This is a genomic window from Candidatus Regiella endosymbiont of Tuberolachnus salignus (genome assembly GCF_964020115.1).
Taxonomy (GTDB): Bacteria; Pseudomonadota; Gammaproteobacteria; order Enterobacterales; family Enterobacteriaceae; genus Regiella; species Regiella insecticola.
Genome location: NZ_OZ026542.1, coordinates 2,992,563 through 3,014,972, shown reverse-complemented (window position 1 = coordinate 3,014,972; position 22,410 = coordinate 2,992,563). Strand labels below are relative to the sequence as shown.

The following is a 22,410-nucleotide window of genomic DNA, read 5'->3' as shown; positions in this document are numbered from 1 at the left end:
CCCTATTGGGCGAGGCTTCCCACTTCACAGGCCGCTGCTTGTGCATGACAAGTCTTATAGCCGAATCAAATTAAACCGATTCGGCTATAATCTTCCCTACTGAGTAGGGAAGAAAGTTATTGAGAGAACATCACTACGTTGCTACAACGAAACCTATACAGGCAATGAACTACTTGAAGCGGGTAGCCCGCCGGAAATGGTGGCTTGCTGCTTTGACTCAACGAATGACCCTATGGCCTGCAACCCAAAAAACGAACTCCCGGTAGATTGATCAACAAATGACCCCATCGTCTGTGTTAGCAGATCCAAGGTATTTCTGCTAGGCGGATCATCACTTTGTTGGAGTAAACTGCTCAGGGGGATTTCTTCTGTATCCTCCGCATTAAAGTCCATGACAGCGCTCAACAGCTGATGAATATCATACGCTTTGCCTGCTATCTGTAATGTTTCTAGGCGGTGATTGGCCAAAGAAAAGTGGTTTTCAACCTGAATTTCACCGGCATTTTTGCCCTCTTGGGCGGTAATTAATAGATAGAGATGGCTTCCTTGTCTTTTCAGCTGAATATCATCAACAGTAATGTCGCCCAAAAACCGCAGCGTATCATTGCCACCCATTTCTTTGATCTTATCATTGCCATCCCCTCGGCGGTATAAGTAGATGTCGTCTCCTTGTCCACCGGAAAGCCAATCATCGTCCTTGCCGCCATCCAATACATCATTACCGGTATGACCGAAAAGATAATCGTTCCCGGCATCGCCGCGCAGGTGATTATTGCCCGCCTCACCGTAAAGTTGGTCATCCCCCTCGCCACCTTCTAATTCATCATCCCCGCTACCGCCGTGAAGCACGTCGTTCCCTGTGCCGCCTGACAGTTTATCTCTTCCAGCATGACCCCTGAGGGTATCGTTTCCTGCCCCGCCAACAATGACATCGTCCCCTATACCGCCGTCTAGCTTATTGTCTCTCTCATCACCTTCAAGGCGCAGCGAGGTACGGGTCAGTAGTGCTTCGAGGGTATAAGATTGTCCGGCTATTTCGACACTATTACCGCCGTGGTAGCTCATGGTAATGAAATGGCTTTCATCATCATTACCACGACCATCCAGAGCAGGAAAAATAAGGTGAATATTATCCCCTACCACGCGCGTTCGAAGATTATCGAGGGTGATATCACCGAATAATTTCAGGGTATTGTGACCCTGGTTATCCATGATCACATCATTGCCATCACCCTGGAAGTACAGATAGGTATCATCCCCCTCTCCGCCCTCTAAACGGTCGTGGCCTTGGTTACCTCTCAGCATATCGTCGCCGACGCCGCCATCAAGGAAATCATCACCGGCTCCCCCCGCAAGAAAATCATTGCCGGCTTCGCCATAGAATCTTTTGTTTCCTTTTCTGGCTTTATCCACAACCAGGCTATCATCACCTGCACCGCCATAGACAGTGATAGCAAGGTCACTCCGATCAATGACCGTATCGTTACCGGCTAGCGCGCGGAAAGTATTTTCTGGCAATAGCGCCGCATTGGATAAGGTCACCCAGTCATCACCCGAGGTGGCTTGCTTTTGCAGATTATCTTGTTGTATGCCTCGTTTAAATCCACCGCTCTTCTTATCAAAATACGCAGAATAGATATGCGCCCTGTCGTCTTCCCCTTTTTCCACAAGATAGTAATCGCCGACTTTATCGAGGATAAGCGCATGTTGATAACGCTGATGCTGCATAAAGTGACGCAGACGGAGCTCAAGGATACCCACTGCGATATCGGGGGTCGCCGCCCTTAACACCAAATCACCATTGGGGTGCTCGGTCAGGGTATTCAATTGATCCATCGAAACCGAGTGCAGGATAATCAGATCGGTATCGGGCTTGGTGCTGGTATCTTCATTATCAATGGTGATGGTTTTGCTGATGTTGGGCTGATGGTAGAGATGATAGACATCGCTGCCGGCTTTTCCTTTCAGGCTGTCATTGCCCTGAACGCTGGATAAATCGTTGTTGCTGTCATCGCCCTCTATAGCATCGTTATAGCCGGTATCGCCCAATTGCAATCTCATCCATTTCGGCAATACCGTTTTTTGACCACCGATCGTTATCTCACTCTGTCCCTGCGCATTTTTCTGTATCAGTTCAATCGTACTTTGCTCTGCTGCGGCACTGGCCAAAAAGGCGCTTCTTTTACTGTCATAAATCGGCACATATTGCGCCGCTAGCACCGGCAGTGACCAGCTATGTAACCCGTTTTCATTGGTCGTTTTATCGGCTACCAGAAGAGTTTTTGGCCAACTGCTGGTATCGATTTGTAGGCCGTCACGGGTGGTTACGCTATAACGGTTGTGCAATTTCAGCTGTCTGCCATCCGCTGAGATCTTATAGGCATCTTCTAAATCAAGTTGAGTGGTGGTGCCGTTGTCGTTGGTCAGCAAGATACGCAGTGTATAATTGTCTCTCTGTTGCCAGCTTTCGTTTACCCAAGCCTTATCTTTTATCATCAATGTGATGGATTGGATTTGCACTGCATCCTGTTTCAATATCAGGTGGTTGTTCTCTGCGGCGGCACTGCCAGTGTCTATAATCGCTATTTTGACGTTTTCTGCGCTAGCGTTTTGCAAAATAATATAGCTGTCTTCTTCTGTCCCGCCATCGGCTACCCCCTCCGCTAATATGAGAATATCATTGCCGCCCATGCCATAGAGTTTACTGTGCCCGCCTTGCCCATTGAGTTGATTGTTATCCTCATCACCCCGTATCCAATCTTCCTGTGTAGCGTCCCCAATAACCGTATTAATCTTAGCAATAGTGGCTTTTAATGCCGGTAAAGAATAAGCATTGGGCTCTCTTGAAAGATTAAAAGAACGATCAGCCGGCTTTCGATTATCCAAAGACGCCACATACTGCGCCGCCAGCACCGGCAGTGACCAGCTTTCTACTCCCCCCACTGTTTTTTTATCGGCGACATTCAGGATTTTTGGCCAGCTGCTGGTATCAATCTGCACACCGTCATGGGTGGTTAAGCTATAGCTATTATGTGACTGCAATTGTGTGCCATCCGCTGAGCGCTGATAAGCGTCTTCTAAATCAAGTTGCGTGGTGGTGCCGTTGTTAGTGAGCAGGATACGCAGCGTATAATTGTCTCTGTTTACCCACCGTCTATTTACCCACGCGCGGTGTTTTTTGACCAAGGTGATCGATTGGATTTGCGACGCATAGTGTCTTAATATGACATGGTTTTTTTCTGCACTAGCACTGCCGGTGTCTATAATCTCTATTTTGGCGTTTTTTGCGCAGGAATTTTGCAAAATAACGTAGCTGTCTTCTTCTGTCCCGCCGTCAGCAAAACCCTGTTCTAGGGTGAGAACATCATTTCCTCCCATACCATAGAGGGTACTCACCCCACCTTGCCCATTGAGCTGGTTGTTATGTTCATTCCCTATCATGCGATCATTAAGTGTCGCGTGCCCTGTAACCTGTTCAATACCCGTAATGGTTGCTATCTTTTCGGCACGGTTTTCGTGGCGGCGGTAATACACTGACCCGGTAGAAAGATCAACATCATAACCGCTGATCTCTGCTGGGGTGGCGACAATAATCAGCGTATCTTCACCGGCTTTTCCGTCAAAATAACTGCCGAGGAAATCAGCGGCGGTGGCAGAGCCGCCGCGGCCTAAGTAGAAGGTGTCATTTAATGTGTTGCCCTGATAGTTTTTGGCGCCCTTACCGCCGAGAAAGGTATTACGTTTTCCGCTGTACCCTGTCGCCGTATCCTTGCCGTCACCGAGATTAAACAGAACGATGCCATCGGCGCGGCCATTTCCTAGATTGTCGAAGCGCACCGCGTTTTCTATCGTGCCAGAAGCACCGTCAACAACATCATCCACTTCCTTAAAAACCGGCGTGTAATAGTATTCGCCCGTTCTTCTCGCCTCAAGTGACCCGGTTACTGATTCGCCAAATTGCTCTATTAATGCTTGTCTTTCGCTGTCTAGGTCTTCTTCACGTATTCTACTGACGTATTCCTTTCTCATTCTACTGAAAGGCGGCAGCTTGAATTCCCAATATTCACGCGCTTCCAAATCAAAATCTTTACTACTGTAAACATAGTGGTAAATCGGCGTGATACCTTGCTTACGCACCATTTGTCGGGCATTTTCTATTAAGAATTCATCACACATTTCACGGTAGGTTGAGCGCTGTGTTTCAGCCATTTTATCTTGTATCGCCTTAGCGGGATGATTCCCCCAAAATACCCGCCAGCCGGTATCCCATTTTTCCCCCACCGTTAAATAAATATGTTTCTCTATCTCTTCCACTTGACGTGCTGCTGCATAGCCTAGACCCACGAGCAGCAATACGCCACCCACAATAAGACCAAGGGGCCCTGCCGCTGCCGCGCCTCCGATAAAAAAAGCAGTCGCTACCCCCAGGCCAACGATAGCATTGGCTACCGAGAGGCTGCCCGAGACGATCAGATCTTGCCGAGCCTTAGGATCAGTCTCAGTAAGCAGTTGTGAGAATGATCGACGGGCATCGTTGAGATCTATCGCCACACCGACGAGGCTCAAGATCCCACCGCCCACTTTAATCAAGCGCGCTTTGGTCGCCATGTTGCCACCGAGTTTCGCCGCACTGCCGCTCATCGATGATGCCATTCTACTCAGCCCATATTGCCCGATATCAACGGCGAAATTGGTATTAACAGTAAACAGAGCCAAATTGCGCTCAAATTCAAGCGCCTGCCTTTTTTCGGGCGTTAATCCTTGCTGCCTTAAAGCTTCCTCATAACCGACGATAGCCTTATATCCCAAATAATAACCCAGCACAGACATCCCCGACCCAGCGTAGCCCGTCACTTGGTTAACCCGATGCATCAGACCTTTGGGTTGCAGCGCTGCCATCAATGTCGGCTTTACCGTCAGCGTTCCGTCAGCGTTAACGCGGGTATGCGCACTCACCTGTTTGAGTAAGCTTAATGTCTTTCCTGAAATTTGCTGATCTTGCAGTAACCCCCGCGCCAACAGCGGTGAGCTATCCCCCGCTGCCCCGTCTATTCTTTTCCTGAGCAGACGCAGCGAAGGTTCGAGCGCCGGATCATTGAAATTATTTTTAGTTAAGAAATCGTGTAATTGTTGAGGCTGAAAGCGCAGTTTCTTTAACGAAGTCCCCTCAGCGGAAATCAGATGCTCAAGCGTCGTGGGTTTGCCTTCAAAAGTGGCGCCCATATCCAGCAAGATTTTTGTGGGCAGCGTCACGCCATCGAAGGTAACAGAGGACAATAGATTGCGTGTGGCCACTTGATTGTTAAGTAAGGTTTGCAATTTACCGAGCGGGGTGAGCGCGCGAGCCTGTTCAATATTCACCCGATAGGCATCAAAAGCGTATCCGGTGCTTGTCTTTTCAATGCCATACTGCTGAGCACGTGTTTGGCCGACACTATCTTTCCCTTGTAAATAGCTGTCCAGTAGGCTGTGTAACGCCGGGCGATTTTCCCCCGTACTGAGCGCGGTTAAATCGAAACTCCCCACCTGAGGATCATACAATGAATAACGGTAACCGGCTGATTCATCCTGATGAATATGCAATGCCACCGAATGGTATTTGCCTTTTAACAAATAAGCCCCGGGCGCAGGCGTGGCACCGAATAAATCCTGCCCGTTATGACGGGTAAAAATCGTGGGATTGTCAACAGAGAGCGCGGCGCTATTTTTTAATTGCTCGAACTGGCTATGCAGGTGATAGCTGTCAGCCAGTTCAGCCCCCGAGGCACTCTCCTCGATGATGCGCACTCGCCGCACGGCATCGGCCGCTAATCCAGCAGAAAAAATATCATATTGTGTTTTACCGGCCTGTTTAGCGTCTAAAAAAGCCAACGACCAGGCATCGCTATCGCGCCGGGTGTCAATGCCCTCTCTGAGCGAATACCAGGGAGGTATCAAGTGCGCGTTAATCTCCACCCTGGGATGCGCTTTTTGCGTCTTTTCGCCCGCTTGAAAAAATTCACGGCTACGCTGTTGTTGCTGCTGGATTGAGTGCTGTTGTTGCGCTAAAGCGGCCTGCACGCTTAAATTTGCCTGCTCATTATAAGTTGCCGGATCTTGTAACAATTGTCTGATAGCCTTATTCCATGCCTGACGCTTTTCTGGGCTATGCGCACTGAGCAGTAACTTTTGCTGATCTAACTGCCCATCGGGCAAATGAAAAGCGTCAGTCAACAGCGTATGCGAAACCCTGTCCAGCGATTGCACGGTGCGACCTGTCGCCAACTTATTTAATAACTCGTTGGTCCAACGGACTTTAGTCGGGAGATCGGCGACAATTTCATGTGTTACCCTTCCATCCTGATTTTTGTGATAAATGATTTTTTCACGGCGCGTAGTATCCACTTTACCCTGATCATCCAGGAAGAATTTACGCCCCTGCCCATTGATACCAATATCATGCAGATAGGCTGTGACTGAGACATTGGTTAGATCAAAAGATTGAGTGAATTGCTCGGCAAAACTGCGGGTGCTATCAGGGCTAAGGCTGCCTGACGAACAGCTGGCTAAAACTATGTGTTTGGGTTCAAAACCTTTACTCACGAAAAAGTGTTTCATCTCCTGGGCAAATGCTTGCGGGGTTTTACCCCCCAGGGTCATCGCGCCAGTATCGTCTATCTGACTATGCGCCACCACTTGCACCCGCAGATTATCGCCGCCGACATAGACTGTTTTGTTTTTCAGGCTCGGATGATAATGCCCCTCCGCTTCTCTGTTAAAAAGCAGTGAATGAGGGTGCTTGTCGGCTAAATTTTTCGCGGCATCGGCAGTAATCGAATCATTGCCAAATTGAATAATGACCTGCGTATCAAATCGGCTACTGTCTCCGTTATTTACTGGAATACCTAAGCGGGAAGGAATATCGTCAAGAACCTGTAATTTTTCTGTTGACAGGGTCTCCAATGCAGGCAGCCCTAGACGAAGAGCCATACCGGGTAAGAAGCTGGTTTCTGATTTACTGGATAAAAGATAACTTTGTGGATAAAGTGCGATGAATTTTTCATTTTTTAGTAGTTTTACTACCTCTGTCTCATTCACATCGCTTTTTTGCAGTTCACTTTCCGATTGGCTTGTTGGTTGTATAGTAACCAATTTGATACCTAGGTCACGAGCGCTCAAGCACAATTGCCCCAGGACAGTATTGAGTTTTTGCTCAGACAGCGTTTTAAAGCCCTTCATAAAGAGATCGATTTCACCCGATGAAAAAGAAGTCGATTTATCTAACCAGAGATAAATTTTAGTGCCACCCTCTGATTTGAGTCTAGCCAGAGAGCTGTGAATGTACCGTAGACTGGATTTATATTGAGCCTCATCCTTATAACCTAGTAGTAACTTTTTTTCTGCCGGTTTTAGCGTTGCAAGTCCTTGCACGACATTTTTTTGTTCGCTAAGCCGTTGGTTCAATGCTGCCCGTGCTGCACCTGCATACTGACTATCCCACTGATTTACCTCCGCTGTCGGGTAGTGAAGAGAGGCATCATAAACACGTTTTATCTCTGCAAAAGAGGCGGCAGTATTCGCTGAAATTCTTAGTTTATCGATCAAAAAAATCATTGCATCTGATTGGAAAGTTTGTGATAAGCCGGATACCCATTGATAGCACTCAACCACTAATGACAGATTATCTTTTGCAAAATTCGTGATTTTCTTTATATCAGACGGCCGCATTTGCGTAGTAAATAGAGTGGTATTAATTTGCTTATCTAGTCTCTGCAAGGCATTCCAACGTCTGAGATCCTGACGTTCTGCGGTGTTATAGCGCGCTATCAAGCTTTTTAAGCTAAAAGCGGCGGTGATCTGTTCAGTGCCGGATGAGGCCTGTAATTTGTCAAGGGCATCAAGAATAGCCTGATACGACGAACCAATACGTTTACCTGGTACCGCCGCTCTTTCCCGCAGGTGACGACTCTGCATCACAAATTCAAACTGACCGGCCTTTTGTTTTAGGAAATGTTCATTGCTCTTGAGAATAGTGACGATAGTTTCTTTATTAGCGCCGTTAAGCGCCTCTGCTTCTGACAGAGCCTCATTGTATATGTCATCTAACTTGTCACTATTACGGCGGATACTGGCTAGCTGTTGCACCATATTGTCATTTCCTCGACGTATAGCCCGTATCAAGGCTTCAGCCGAGTCATCTCTCACTTGAAACTTTAACAGCTCTTCCACCATCGCGGGATCTTCTGACAATACAGCGCTTAACAAAATAGAGGGGGTATTTGGCTGCAAACTTTTTTCGTTCGGATCCACCTCAACCTGTAGCAACTGTCGCAGTATTTTCAAATTTTTATGTTTAATCGGATAGTAAAGCAAACTATGTTTGTCTGATGGTTGATAAGCTGGCCAGTCATGTTTCGATAATAGCTGAGATACCACCGAGTTTAGATTTGCATCCAGCGCAGCTACTAAAGGATTCCTGGACGTTCCAAAGCGATTTTGTGTGAGGTGAATATTCTGTTCTTTGATCAATCTACTGGCCATATCCTCATTTTTAGCGTCGATAGCATGTATTAGCAATTGACCCAGTACATGAGCGTATGGCTCTGATTTTTTAACACTGGCTACCTTACCTTCCGTACCGGCCTCGGTAAGCAACCTATCTATAATACTATGATGATTATTATTAAGAGCATCAGCTTTATCAGCAGCCCTGTCTATTTGCTGGTAAATAACCTGCAACAACTTTGGCCCAAACTTAATATCCATGGATTGCCAATATTTGAAAAAATCGCTTATGTCACTGAGGGTCATCGCATGCAACACCTCAGAGTTTATGTTATTAGTCAATGTACTGTCAGGATACAAGGAGAGTATATGGAATAGAACTTCTTTAGGCGCTAAACCATTAAACCAATCAAAGTGACTTGCTATATAGTCGATGCTGACTCGAGCGCCCCATTTTGATAAAAATTGTTGGCGTTCCAAGAGGGTTGTTTTCACCAATAACACCGGGGGAATTTCAGCTAATGTGGCTTCCGCCGGATCTGCGGTTAAAATCATGTCGATCAAGGGGTTGAAGCTTAACCTATTGAACCAATCAAAATGAAATGTCGCATAGTTGATGCTGGCTTCAATGCCCAGTTTTGAGAAAAACTGTTGGAGTTCTGTGCGCTTTATTTTCACTAATAACGCCGGATTAATTTCAGCTAATGTGGTTTCCGCCGGATCTGCGGTTAAAATCATGTCGATCAAGGGGTTGAAGCTTAACCTATTGAACCAATCAAAATGAAGTGCCGCATAGTTGATGCTGGCTTCAATGCCTATTTTTGAGAAAAATAAAGCGATATCTTTCGTGTTGCTGGCTTGCAGATATTTAGGCGCTATATGACTAAGTAGCGGCTCGGTTGTGGCTATTTTCTCAATGTTATAGATCAGTTGCTGGTAAGCGACTTTATCCACATATTTTACAAGATCGGCAATGGTCGGCTGATACACTTTATTTTCTACCTCTTGCCAAAACAGGTTACCTATCCGCTTGAGTCTCTTACCTTCTACTTCAATGGTTTCCCAATTTAGCCACGTAATTTCCGGTGGAAAAGAAGAGATTTTTTGGGCAATGTCAACTTGTAGCCAAAGGGGATCCTGTCGTAACTGATATTGATCTTCGGTATCGGGCAACTTTTCTGCAAAAGAGTCAAATTTTATTTCTTGATAGCTTGATTTAAGATTTGATAGTACTTCATTTATCTGTTTCCATTCGACTGTATCGCCGATAAAATTACGGAGATTATCCAGATGTTCCGTAGCCAACTGAGCCGTGATGCTATAGGGTGTGAGAGCCCGCTGCAGTGCATTTTGACAAAGTTGGTTATTTTCTCTACTAATAACCATTTTTTCAGTGATTGAATCTTTAATAGGGTCAGAACCGAATGTTGGAGCAAAATGATCCCAGTATCTATTAAAGATATGTACGCTACCCAAACCCCAGGGCATACGGACGCTGATAAATTCGGTTATTACAGCACGGGCTATCTTATCTTTACAGGCTGAAAAATTATCCGATAATTCACCTGCATAGCCACCTAACTTTAGCTGAGTATCCATAGCGTAGCTATATACACCGATGCCACAAAATTTAACTTTTCTTGCTAGCTCCTGAACTTCATCCAATTTTGTCCCCTTAGGGATAGGCGTGATTTCAATAAGAGATAGAGCAATCTTTTCTATATTTATCTTTGTTTTATACTGGCTATGAAGGTACCCAGGGTCAACGTTTTTTCCAAATAGCTTCTTTTTAAAGTCATTGAACAGAAATTCTACTGTAGCTTTCTCTCCCTCCCTACCTTCGAGCTGAATTGGAGTCTTTCCTTGATTAGGGGAATTTTGTTTATAAAAATCAATTATAAGCTGAATGGCATGTTCATACTCTTGTTTAAATTTAAGATAATTGGCTGAACGTTTAAAGCTAGCAACCTCCTTTGGCTCTGTTCCATTGTAATAGGTGCAAAAATTAGGATTTGAAGGCGTTTTTGGCTGATTACTTCCTGTAGCTTGATCAGTATTTTTCATAAAATCACCTTTGATTGAATTAAATATAATGAAACCTTATTTAATTTTATTATTAATAAAGTATTTATTAAAAAATAAGGCTTCTTTAAAAAAGGAAAAATGACACCGACAATAACCATTGCATATTTAATAAATAAATTATCGATGCTAATAAGAATATAAATGAAATGTATATTCAATAATGATTAAAAAAATTATATTTACTTATTTTCTGCTTAATTAACACCATAGCCCATTTTGTAGTGACAATGAAGGTGTCCCATAAGATTATTGGTTCAAAAAATAAACTCTAGATCTATTTTTGATAAAAAATTAAAAAATCTGAAAAAAAGGCGTTATAAAATAGAAGAAAAAGAAAATAAACGATAGATATAATTTAGGGTAATTACGCTATAAATTCTCTTGAAAATGTACTGATAATAGTTTTGTACAAAAAAACCGCATATTTCGCCCATTTTTTCATCCATTAAGCGCCGCTCAAAGAAGATTTCGAATAAGCTTTAAATTTGATAAAAAGCAGATTAACGTCCCAAATTTGCTGGTGCACAGCACTGAAGGCGTCATCGATCTGGCTGTTTTCAGTGCTTATCGAGTTGATGATGGATAAAAGTGGTTTATGCCGAGAGTTTAATATTGAGATCACTGTGATCTTGCGCGGGCTCAAGCGTTAATTCCATTGCTGCTATCATGTCGTTCAATCGCTGATGAAAAGTTCGCAATGTTGTCTCCAGCTTAGCTTGTACTTCTAGCTTCTTAATTTTTTCTGCCTGCCAACCTTTATTTTTACTGTATAAACCCAGTTGATAAATATAAGTGAATCCTCTTTCTTTAGGTTTGAGCTCTATCCACCAGCCCCAAAATTGGCGTTTTTCAGCACTCAGTTTCACATTGACGCATATCGCTAAACAATCAAAGAAAAAGTGGTCGTTTTGGCACTGTTCTTCACGCAAATAAGGCCCTAATAGAGCGAAATTCTTCATTAATTTACTTTTTGGATGAGCACTTAACGTCATTCTTCAATCTCCTTATTTTTATTACAATCTGTTCCAAAGCTTCTTGAGCGACACTCAATTGATGAAATTAATGAGATTCCGTTATTTTAGTATCGGATAATGTTAAGCGTAGCAGAAGATAACCTGTCACTGCCGCAGCTGTTGAACCCAGTAAAATGCCTAGTTTGGAATAAGTCAGTAATGCGCTATCTACTTCATCAAAAGCCAGTGAAGCGATGAATATAGACATGGTGAATCCGATACCACAGAGTACAGAAACTGCAAAAATATGTTGAAGATTAATTTTATGCGGCAATTTAGCAACACCGGATTTAACCGCTAACCAACTAAAAAGAAAGATACCGAGCGGTTTACCGATGAATAAACCACAGGCAATACCCAAGGGTAATAAGGTGGTTAGACCCGACAACGACACGCCTGAAAGAACCACGCCTGCATTTGCAAATGCAAATAATGGCAAAATTAAATAAGCAACCCATGGATGCAGGCTATGTTCTAATGTTTCAGAAGGGACAGCTTTGGTTTTAGTGTGCAGGGGGATCATAAAACCAAGGATAACGCCCGCTAAGGTAGCGTGTACGCCTGATTTTAGTATTGCTACCCAGAGTATGAGTCCTACGCTCAAATATACTGAAGTCTTCCCTATGCCGCGATAATTCATATAACTTAACAATGCTATTGCTGCCGCGGCAATCCACAGTGCAGGCAAAAAAACCTGATTAGTATAGAAAAAAGCAATAATAACGATAACACCGAGATCATCAATAATAGCCAATGCCAATAAAAAAACTTTTAGACTGGTCGGCACTCGATTCCCCAATAGCGCCATCACGCCTAAGGCAAAGGCAATATCTGTGGCGGCGGGAATCGCCCACCCTTGCCGGGTTATCTCATCGGCACCATTAAATAATAAATAGATCATAGCAGGCGCTAACATGCCGCCTAACGCTGCGATAGCAGGAAAGAGCGCTTTATCATATCCGGCTAGGGATCCTTTCAATAACTCCCGTTTTACTTCTAATCCTACTACGAGGAAAAAAATAGCCATTAGGCCATCGTTAATCCATAACAATAGTGGCTTATTGATCTCCAATGAAGCAATTTTCACCGCAATGGGTAAATCGAGAAACAACTGGTAAACATAATCCAGGGGGCTGTTCGCTAGTATGAGCGCCATAATGGCAGCAACCATTAAAATGAGGCCACTAGCTGCCTCTAACCGTAAAAATTGACGAATAATATTTGTCACAATGAATACTCCTTAAGCATCATACTAAACACCAGTACTTGGCTGAGATAAAGTGTGAGCTTGAATTAAATACCAATAGACTTCTTGCATAACCTACTGTGTGATGTGAATGCTATGTTACAGGGAGCTGACAATCCTCATGTGCGCTTCGAGCCCCTTGATTTCAGATCACGAACTACGGTTTTGCAAGAAGTCTAATTAAAAAACTTACTGTAATTAAAGATACCAAAAAATTTTATTTATAATAGTTATTTACGTTACTTATCATTTAAAAATAGTTCTCAGATAGGTTAGGTGTTACCGCAGGTAGTTAAATATATCGCCGTCTCTCTCTCAGACCCATACAGATTTAAGTCGTTCTGATCACTCCAAGGTACCCACGATATCCAAATCAATATTATCGGGTATCTCATTATAAGAGAGGACATTTAAGCCTTCAGCAAATAGCCGAGCATAACGCGCGATGATCGGCCTGATTTGCGGTGCTACCAATAGTATCTGCGCGTTGCCTTGCGCTTTCATTTTTTCTTTAATGATCGGCATATTTTTTTGTAACTGATTTAAAATATTAGGGTCAACAGGGAAATTATCTAGCGCGACTTTACTGGTTTGCTGTGCATGATTTAATGCCTCAAGCAATATGTTTTCTAGCTTATTATTGATGGTATAAACCGGTAGATCTTTTTTACCTTTATTTAATTCGTTGACGATAGCATGACGTAACGCATAGCGCACATCGGCGGTCAATAACATCGGATCTTTGGTTATCGCCGCGCTTTCTATCAGTGTGGCCGCAATACGTACGATATCTTTTAACGGCACTTGCTCAGCCAATAGTTGACGATAGATGCGCAATAATTGACTAAAATTTAGCGTCGTGGCCAGATCTTCGGCTAAACGGGGTGATAATGTAGCCAATCGTCCGTGTAGTGGCGTAATATCATCATAATTAAACAACTCGGGCAGATGGTGACGTACGACTTTATTGACATGGGTCGCCAATACACTCGCACAATCGACCACCTGATAGCCTAGCCCTAGCGCCTGAGGTTTCTCCTCAGGATCAATCCAAACAATGGCGATGCCATAAGCCGGATCGTTATCCAATATCCCATCGATTTCACCGTATAACTCAGGGGTGGGGATAGCCATCAATTTATTGACATGCACTTCACCTTCGGCGACCTTGACGTTATTAATATTAATAGAATATTGCGTTGGTTTCAGACGAAAATTTTCTCGAATACGAACTTCAGGAATCAATATGCCACAGGTTTCAGAAATAATTTGTCGGGCACCCCGTACTCTTTGAGTAAGCGTATTTCCTTTTTCTTTATCGACCAAGGTGACTAATTTATACCCCAATGTCAGCGCAATAGGTTCGATAGTTGGGATGCTATCCCAACTGATATTAAGCACTTCGTCAGAAGAGATGGCTTGTGTAATGGTGTGAATGTTCGGTTCAGATTTGCCTTGCTGAATTTTTTTGCCTTGTCGCCAAGCGGCAAAGATCAGTAAAGCGGTAAAACTGAGAAACGCGATATGCGGCATGCCAGGGACGATAGCGAGGATAAACATGACAAATGCCGCTGCATACAAAACATTAGGTTTGGCAAGGAGTTGATCTTTGACTTCATCACTCATATCACCACCATCGCTAACGCGTGTAACGATAATAGCCGCTGCCGTGGCGAGTAATAACGAAGGGATCTGAGCCACCAGGCCGTCACCAATCGTCAATAGCACATACTGCTGAAAAGATTGGCTGGCATCGAGATCATATTTAAAAATACCAATACATACGCCACCAATCACATTAATGATCAGGATCATAATACCGGCGATAGCATCCCCACGAACAAATTTAGAGGCGCCATCCATTGCGCCGTAAAAATCCGCTTCGTTAGCAATTTCTTTGCGGCGTTGGCGCGCTTGTTCCTGATCGAGCAAACCGGCATTCAGATCGGCATCTATCGCCATCTGCTTGCCCGGTAAAGCATCCAGCGTAAAACGAGCGGAAACCTCAGAGATACGCTCCGCGCCTTTGGTAACGACAACAAAATTGATGATCATCAGGATGATAAATACCACAAAGCCAACCACAAAATTGCCACCAATCACCACTTGGCCAAAAGCTTCGATGACTTTACCAGCAGCGCCTATTCCTTCATGGCCATGAAGTAATACCACGCGAGTTGAAGCGACGTTTAATGTTAAGCGCATTAATGTGGTGATAAGTAATATAGTCGGGAAAACAGCAAAATCGAGTGGCCTCTTGCTATTAACACTCACCAGCAATACTAAAACTGACAACACAATATTAAAAGTAAAGAGGATATCTAATACCAAAGGCGAAAGAGGCAAAATAATCATCGCTAAAACACATAACAGCAAGATAGGGACGCCGATATGTGTATGCTTAAAAAAGTGGGTAATATTTTTTAAACTATTATTTATCATGGGTTTTTACATCTCTATAGGAATTCTTAGCGGTATATCCCCATCGTCCTTGAAGTCGCCGTGTTGTTGGCTGCGGGTATTCGCCGAATCACGTATTCTATCTACGCTCATCGAGCTTACTCCCTGGCTGCCTAGTGGCAACTTCAGGGACGGTGGGGATATTCAACGTCGGTTTTTTTGCCCGTCCCGCTCGCCAGGACTTTATTTGCATCACGTAAGTGAGTACTTGTGCTATTGCCCGATAAAGCGGGGCTGGGATTTGTTGATTAACGCGGGTAGTGTGATATATCGCCCGTGCTAGCGGTGGCAGCTCCACGACTTCAATACCATGTTTTTTAGCAACTTCACGAATATATAACGCGATATCGTTTTTTCCTTTGGCAACAATATAAGGAGCATTGGCCTTGTTAGGATCGTATTTCAATGCTACTGAGTAATGAATAGGGTTGGTAATAACAACATCTGCTATAGGCACGGCTCTATTAATTTGTCCCATAGAAAATTGATGCTGTAATTGTCGTATCCGTGATTTAATTTGTGGGTTACCGTCGTTATTTTTATGTTCTTCTTTAACCTCCTGCTTAGTCATTTTCATTTTTTTGGTAAATAAATATTTGCTCAATGGAAAATCAAGTAATGCAAAAATCACGATAATGGCGATAAAATAAGTCAATATATGATGATAATTATCGAATCCTGAAGAAATCGCTTCTTGCAGGTGAATCGATTGCAAATAGATTAATTCTGCCAGATGATTTTTCACCATAATATACAGCGTAAAAAGTAATAGGCTGCATTTCAATAACATTTTCATTACATCAATCAAGTGACTGATAGCGAATAAACGTTTAACACCGCTAATAGGATCCAGCTTCTTTAAATCAGGTATTAATTTTGATGGGGTGAAAATCCAGCCACCGGGAACTAAAGAAGCAATAATACTCGCTAAAGGAATCGGCAATAGTGTCGCGATAAATTTAAAAATAACGAATAAATGACGCAATATAAATTGCTCCATAGCGCCATTATCATCAAGCTTGCCGGACATAATACTAATAGCAATAAATGACTCTTCACATAACTTTTTATAATAAGGAAAAAATAAAGTGATAGTGATAAAAGCAGTTAATAATCCTGCGGCCATAGAAATATCTTTTGATCGCGCGATATCTCCTTTTTTCCGTGCTTTGGATAATTTTCGCTGTGTTGGTTTTTCACTTTTTTCGCCGCTGCTATTTGACATCAATAACCCTTCATTTTATCTAGCTGAGTTAATATCTCATTACTCAAATGAAGATAATGATCAGGTATATTGGTTATTATCAGCACTAAACAAAATAGACCGAATAACATACTAATGGGAAAACCGAGTGAATAAAGATTAAGTGTCGGTGATACTCGGTTTAACAAGCCAAATACACCTTGAACCAGTAGCATAATAAAAGTAGTGGGTAAGGCTAATAGTGTGGCTGATGAAAAAATCCAACTAAGACTTAATGCCAATGATCGCAATGAAAACGCATTAATAGCATCGCCGATAGGCCAATAAGTAAAACCTTTATATAAAATGGTGATGAAGAGCAAATGGCCGTCAATAGTAAAAAATATTAACACACTAAAAACAAATATGATTTGCGAAATAACAGTGGTTGATACGTCACTACCGGGATCGTTCATCGCCGCCATCCCAAGCCCCATATTCATTGACAAAATTTGCCCGGCGGTTTGCAGCGCAATAAAAATTAAACTCAATATTGAACCAAACAACCAACCCCATAAAATCTGCTCGCTAATTAATAACACTTGATGCATCGATAATAAATCTGTTAAGACAATATTTTGCTGTAGCATCGGTGTAATTAATATTGCGAGCACTAAGGCGCAGCCAACCTTAGCTTTTACATTAAATGCTTTTTGGCTTAAGACAGGGCAAAAATGCAAAAAAGACAGGATGCGCACAAAGGGTAACCATAATGCAAATAAGGGGGTGGTCAACGCCTGAATATTGATTTCCATCAATGTTATCCCACTAGCTGAGCCGCTTGAGTGAAAATAGCAACAGTGAAATCATGCAATCGAGTCATCATCCATTTACCCGCAAAAATCAATACTAATAAGGTCATGCTCAGACGGGGTAAAAAGCTTAACGTTTGTTCATTAATTTGTGTGGTGGCCTGAAAAATACTGACACATAAGCCAATTAATAGGCTGGGTATAATAGCAACCATCGAAATGATTAAAACTAAACTGACCCCTTGAGCAACAATATCTCCAGCAATATCCATGGTCATCATGTTTATATCCCTCGTACGCTAGCGGTTAAGGTTCCGACAATAAGTGTCCAACCATCACAAAGTACGAATAACATTAACTTAAAGGGTAAAGAGACAATTAATGGTGACATCATCATCATGCCCATTGCCATCAAAATACTGGCAACAATCAAGTCAATCATTAAAAAAGGCAGATAAATCATAAAACCAATTTGAAAAGCCGTTTTTAATTCACTGAGTATATAAGCAGGCGTGATTACACTGAGATCTTGCTCAGCCGCCGAGCCTGTAACCTGTGCTATTTTCATCATTTGTTCTAATGATGTGACACTGGTCTGCGCTAACATAAAACTTTTGAGTGGAATTTGAGCATTGGCCAGTGCTTGTTTGAGTGTGATTTCGTCATTTTGAAAAGGGATTACGGCGCTATCGTGAATTTTTGTCCACACGGGGCGCATAATCATGAATGTTAGCGCCATAGCAATGCCGACCAAAATTTTGTTGGGCGGGCTTTGTTGTAATCCTAATGCCTGGCGTAAAATCGCCAGGACGATAACAAAACGAGTAAAGCAAGTCATCATTAAAAACAGGATAGGCAGCAAACTCAGCAGCGCCATCAAGATAAGAATTTCAATTTTTACATTGTAATCCTGCCCATTTGCTGTCGAAGTGGTGCTAAAAAGGGTAATCCCCCCATCTTGAGCCATTAAAACAGGAGAGCAGAGCAACCCAGCGATTAACAGTAAAAAAGGGGCATGTTTTAAATAGCGCCGTACAGTCATAGCGCTAACTCATCCAAATCGCGATTATTAAGCTCGAGAATACGTAGGCCATATTTATCGTTACACACCACGACTTCAGCCTTACCAAACAAAATGCCATTCACTTTTATGTCAAGAGGTTCGCCAGCGAGCTTGTTTAGCTCAACCACCGAGGTGTTATTAATTGACATTAATTCAGCGAGTGACATTTCAGTAGAAGCTACCTCGAGTGTCAGTGTGACAGGAATACGATGAAGCAGGGATAGCTTATGCGCTTTTTCAGCCAGTGCTTGTTTGGCCGCATGGGTTTCAGATAGCGAGGGCTCTTTAGATTCAACCGCCGGAACGGCCTCTGATGTATCCTCTGCCTCTACTGTCTTATCCTCTGGCAGAATAAAATCGAGATCAAGATCGTCATTTAACTCTTTTTGCTCATTAGTCATGGTATTTCTCCGTTCAGGACTGTTTATATCCTTCGCCTTTGAAGCTGCCGTGTTGTTGGCTGCGGGTGTTCGCCTCATGGTATAGCTAAATCATTTTAATTTGATTTAAGTGTTGTCGTCGCTTGCCGTACTATTTGTACTGTCTTCGCTCCTTCGCCTTGAATCAAATTAAACTGCTTCAGCTATATGTCCACGCTCATCGGCCTCACACTCTCGCCTAGCGGCAACTTCAAGGGCTGTGGGTATATCATTAGACTTCTTGCATAGCTATATACCCTTCGCCTTTCAAGTTACGGCTTTGTTGTCTGCGGGTGCTCGCCTCATGGTATGTCTACGTTCATCGGCCTCACCCCCTGGCCATAACTCGAAATTCATTGGGTATAAGTCTATTTTTTTCATTGAACTCGGTAAGGAAGAGCTTTCCACGATTTTCTGTAATGATGGCACTGAATATCTGTTCAGTGCCGATAAAAACCGGGAAATGATCAGGCATTGATATGCTAATAATCTCTCCTTTTTCGAGCGCTTTTAATTCAGCTAGTGTTAGATTAACGCTGATTAACTTAATATTTAAACTAATCGGTAATTTATTAAATAGTTTTTCTAAAGGTAATGGTGAATTATTATCCGTGGTTTTTTTATTTTCTTCATCATTAGCATCTTGAGAATGCAGAATTCTATCAGCGTGATTCGCATCAAGCAGAATATAAAAAACATGTTGTTCATCGCCGGCTAATGAAAATATTAGCCGATAAGACCATTGTTTAATAAAAACACCATTGGTTGTTTTAAATGCTAACTTCTCACCAAAATCATCATGATTTAAAAATAATTCAGTTAATTCAAGACCCAACTTATTTTTTAATCTGTCTTCTGTTTGCGTAATAGGAACATGTATACTGGGTTCAATAACGCTGTTTTTACTTAGTCCATAGTAATCATTCAAAATATTAAGCAAAAAATTTCGTTCTGTATCAAAAGCAACATGCCCTAATTTACTGCTAAATATTTTGGTATTTTTATGACTACAATCCATCTCGGTAGTAACATTTTTTAATGATAAGTTCACCCGGTATTTTTTTAAGAAAAAAAAGCTAATTTTAGCATCTAGAATATCAAAATAATCCGCAATTATTTTTGGTAATTTATAGTAAGGGCGCCCAAGCTTATTGATATCGAGTTTTTTTATATCAGATAATTGCTCACCATTATAGATTTTTGCTTTGATTTTTTCTAACTGCATTTTTTCATCCAAAAATATTATATTAGCCCCTGCTTATTTTTACCGCATAATCAGAAGATGCAGCGACATTCACAGATATTAGAATTATACAGGCGTTAATTAGACATGCTATTACAGAACTGCACAATAGATATTTTATTATTTATTTATTTATTAGTTCTTAATTAAATTAATTAATTTAGATTAACTTGTTGATTTTAAATGAATTAATTTTTTTAATTTTTTTTTAAAGTTATTTTTTACTTTGTTATCTGTATACTTTTTTTCAATGATTAAATATTGCTTATCAATTAACTTAATCAGATTTAGGTAAAAATTTTACTGAGGCAATAATTTTGTATCCTTGTTGATTCATCGTCTACAGGATTTATTTTTCAGGGTGAAAACACATTATGATGAATATCACTATGAACTTATTATCTAAAAATGATCATGGTTTTGTTGCTCATTCTCCGTCTAGCGTGAATGTATTTACCCTTGCACGCCGAGTGGCTGACTTTAATATTCCGGTACTGATCACTGGCGAAACAGGAACCGGTAAAGAATGTATAGCAAAATATATTCATCAAAAAGCCATCGGAGAAAATTCACCTTATGTTGCGGTTAATTGCGCTGCCATTCCTGAAAGTATGTTAGAAGCTATTTTATTTGGCTACGAAAAGGGAGCTTTCACTGGCGCTATTGCCAGTGTTCCCGGAAAATTTGAGCAAGCAAATGGAGGAACATTATTACTCGATGAAATTGGTGATATGCCATTGGCACTGCAAGTGAAATTATTGCGCGTTTTACAAGAGCAAGAAGTTGAACGCCTTGGTGGACAAAAAACAATTCCACTTGATATTAGAATAATAGCATCAACCAATAAAAATTTAGAACTGGAAATAGCTGAAGGGCGTTTTAGGCAAGATCTTTTTTATCGTCTTTCAGTCGTCCCTATCCATATATCACCTTTACGTGAACGTCCAGAAGATATTCAACCATTAGTGCAGCAATTTATTAAGAAGTACCATGATTTTTTGAAAGTAAAAATACAATTAACACTCGAAGCCAAGCAAAGATTACAAACATATAGTTGGCCGGGTAATGTGCGGGAATTAGAAAATGTTATCCAACGTGGCATTATTATGAGTCGTGATGGCGTAATTGATTTCTCAGATTTAGGCTTGCCTCTCTCAACAGACACTATCCAGATAGAATATCCAGCAAAAAATGCGAGCCACCTAAGTAGTGTCGTCACGTAATAAAAAATATATTATCATGTAACAAATAACGACAACTGTTGAGATGATTCAATAATGAAAGATGATTCGGGAATGAATTTAGCCCATCGCCGCCACGATATATCCGATCATGTTTGGAGCCTATTGGAAGCTCATCTCCCGGGGAGAAAAGGCACTTGGGGTGGCATAGCCAGAGATAACAGGCAGTTTATTAATGCTGTTTTCTGGATATTGAGAACCGGCGCTCCCTGGCGTGATTTACCGCCTGATTATGGCGGTTGGAAAAATACTCATCGCCGGTTTTGCCGCTGGCGTGACAAGGGGCTATGGGAGTCTCTGCTCGAAGCGCTGATTGTGGAGCCAGATTTTGAATGGCTGATGATTGATGCCACTCATAGCAAAGTTCACCCTCATGCAGCAGGCGCAAAAGGCGGTAATCAGGATATGGAGCGCACAAAAGGGGGCTCAACAGTAAGATACATCTGGCCGTGGATGCGCATGGTATGCCGGTCAGAATTTTTATTACATCAGGTACCACAGCAGATTGTCAGCAAGCAACGAATTTAACCAAAGGTATTGCAGCAGAATATCTGTTGGCTGACAAGGGCTATGACAGTGATAACATCATTAAAAAAGCAGAAGAAGCCGGCATGCAAATCGTAATACCACCTAAAAAGAATCGTAAAATTCAACGTGAGTACGATAAAGCGCTCTACAAGCATCGACATCTCGTGGAAAATGCTTTTCTGCACCTAAAGCGCTGGCGAGGTATTGCTACTCGTTATGCAAAAAATACCTCCTCTTTTCTCGCTGCTGTACAAATACGATGCCTTGCTCTATGGCTCAAGATCTCATGACGACACTATATAGCAAATAATAATGAAAAGAAAAGTAATATCAAATTAAGAGGGCGTTTAGCTGAATATCAATATATTGTTGATTTATTGCAACGTAACCAAGGTAGCAAAGCAAAAACTGCGGCATTTTTAGGAATCACCCCAAGGGCTTTGCGTTATCGCCTCGCTTCCATGCGTGAAGAAGGCATCAATATCGAGTGTTACTCATATACCCAATGAATTTCGAGTTACGGCAAGGCAGCAATCAATCGAATTCCCAGGAGTGTACAAATAGTACATGACAGAGGATGAGAGATCACTGCCAACGCCGCCGTAACTTGAAAGGCGAAGGGTATAAATGATT

The 22,410-nt window shown here is 42.2% G+C and carries 11 protein-coding genes and 2 pseudogenes; 3 read left to right on the top strand and 10 right to left on the bottom strand.

What is annotated here, in order from left to right; all coding sequences use genetic code 11:
• Window positions 1–153 precede the first annotated feature (153 nt).
• The 10 genes from AACL30_RS14915 to AACL30_RS14870 form a co-directional block, all read right to left on the bottom strand.
• A complete protein-coding gene (locus AACL30_RS14915; RefSeq protein WP_339057160.1) occupies window positions 154–10,548 on the bottom strand; it encodes a C80 family cysteine peptidase in 10,395 nt (3,464 codons plus the stop codon).
• Between the two features lie 614 nt (window positions 10,549–11,162).
• Entirely contained in the window at window positions 11,163–11,561 is a 399-nt protein-coding gene (crl, locus tag AACL30_RS14910; RefSeq protein WP_339057159.1) for a sigma factor-binding protein Crl, read from the bottom strand.
• A gap of 67 nt (window positions 11,562–11,628) precedes the next feature.
• Window positions 11,629–12,810 (bottom strand): Na+/H+ antiporter NhaA, encoded by a 1,182-nt coding sequence (gene nhaA / locus AACL30_RS14905; protein ID WP_339057158.1) that lies wholly within the window; start codon window positions 12,808–12,810, stop codon window positions 11,629–11,631.
• Between the two features lie 363 nt (window positions 12,811–13,173).
• Complete coding sequence (locus tag AACL30_RS14900; RefSeq protein ID WP_339057157.1) at window positions 13,174–15,270, bottom strand: flagellar biosynthesis protein FlhA; 2,097 nt, start codon at window positions 15,268–15,270, stop codon at window positions 13,174–13,176.
• Between the two features lie 97 nt (window positions 15,271–15,367).
• A complete protein-coding gene (gene flhB, locus AACL30_RS14895) occupies window positions 15,368–16,513 on the bottom strand; it encodes a flagellar biosynthesis protein FlhB (protein ID WP_339057156.1) in 1,146 nt (381 codons plus the stop codon).
• Window positions 16,513–17,286, bottom strand: a complete 774-nt coding sequence (gene fliR / locus AACL30_RS14890; protein ID WP_339057155.1) for a flagellar biosynthetic protein FliR — start codon at window positions 17,284–17,286, stop codon at window positions 16,513–16,515. Before fliR ends, flhB begins: the two co-directional genes overlap by 1 nt.
• A 5-nt stretch (window positions 17,287–17,291) precedes the next feature.
• On the bottom strand, window positions 17,292–17,564 hold the full coding sequence (fliQ, locus tag AACL30_RS14885) for a flagellar biosynthesis protein FliQ (RefSeq protein WP_339057154.1): 273 nt from the start codon (window positions 17,562–17,564) through the stop codon (window positions 17,292–17,294).
• A 2-nt stretch (window positions 17,565–17,566) separates the two neighbouring features.
• On the bottom strand, window positions 17,567–18,325 hold the full coding sequence (gene fliP / locus AACL30_RS14880; protein WP_339057153.1) for a flagellar type III secretion system pore protein FliP: 759 nt from the start codon (window positions 18,323–18,325) through the stop codon (window positions 17,567–17,569).
• Window positions 18,322–18,747: a flagellar motor switch protein FliN gene (gene fliN / locus AACL30_RS14875; protein WP_339057152.1), complete on the bottom strand. Its 426-nt coding sequence runs from the start codon at window positions 18,745–18,747 to the stop codon at window positions 18,322–18,324. Before fliN ends, fliP begins: the two co-directional genes overlap by 4 nt.
• Window positions 18,748–19,093: 346 nt before the next feature.
• A complete protein-coding gene (locus tag AACL30_RS14870; RefSeq protein WP_339057151.1) occupies window positions 19,094–19,990 on the bottom strand; it encodes a FliM/FliN family flagellar motor switch protein in 897 nt (298 codons plus the stop codon).
• 392 nt (window positions 19,991–20,382) lie between these two features.
• On the opposite strand from AACL30_RS14870, the pseudogene AACL30_RS14865 reads away from it, so the two are divergent.
• The 3 genes and pseudogenes from AACL30_RS14865 to AACL30_RS14855 all read left to right on the top strand — a co-directional run.
• Window positions 20,383–21,165, top strand: a pseudogene (locus tag AACL30_RS14865) (sigma-54 interaction domain-containing protein); the annotation flags it as partial.
• Window positions 21,166–21,303: 138 nt separating this feature from the next.
• Window positions 21,304–22,067, top strand: a protein-coding gene (locus AACL30_RS14860; RefSeq protein ID WP_422389587.1) for an IS5 family transposase whose coding sequence is annotated in 2 segments (ribosomal slippage) — window positions 21,304–21,664 and window positions 21,664–22,067 — 765 coding nt in all. Because the reading frame shifts where the segments join, the coding sequence is not laid out codon by codon here.
• A 30-nt stretch (window positions 22,068–22,097) separates the two neighbouring features.
• A pseudogene (locus AACL30_RS14855) lies at window positions 22,098–22,286 on the top strand (helix-turn-helix domain-containing protein); the annotation flags it as partial.
• Window positions 22,287–22,410 lie beyond the last annotated feature (124 nt).

Bases quoted from the DNA above. Each gene is read 5' to 3' on its own strand.
- AACL30_RS14915 (WP_339057160.1), bottom strand. From the start codon at position 10,548: ATGAAAAATACTGATCAAGCTACAGGAAGTAATCAGCCAAAAACGCCT.
- crl (WP_339057159.1), bottom strand. From the start codon at position 11,561: ATGACGTTAAGTGCTCATCCAAAAAGTAAATTAATGAAGAATTTCGCT.
- AACL30_RS14900 (WP_339057157.1), bottom strand. From the start codon at position 15,270: ATGATAAATAATAGTTTAAAAAATATTACCCACTTTTTTAAGCATACA.
- flhB (WP_339057156.1), bottom strand. From the start codon at position 16,513: ATGTCAAATAGCAGCGGCGAAAAAAGTGAAAAACCAACACAGCGAAAA.
- fliR (WP_339057155.1), bottom strand. From the start codon at position 17,286: ATGGAAATCAATATTCAGGCGTTGACCACCCCCTTATTTGCATTATGG.
- fliQ (WP_339057154.1), bottom strand. From the start codon at position 17,564: ATGATGACCATGGATATTGCTGGAGATATTGTTGCTCAAGGGGTCAGT.
- fliP (WP_339057153.1), bottom strand. From the start codon at position 18,325: ATGACTGTACGGCGCTATTTAAAACATGCCCCTTTTTTACTGTTAATC.
- fliN (WP_339057152.1), bottom strand. From the start codon at position 18,747: ATGACTAATGAGCAAAAAGAGTTAAATGACGATCTTGATCTCGATTTT.
- AACL30_RS14870 (WP_339057151.1), bottom strand. From the start codon at position 19,990: ATGCAGTTAGAAAAAATCAAAGCAAAAATCTATAATGGTGAGCAATTA.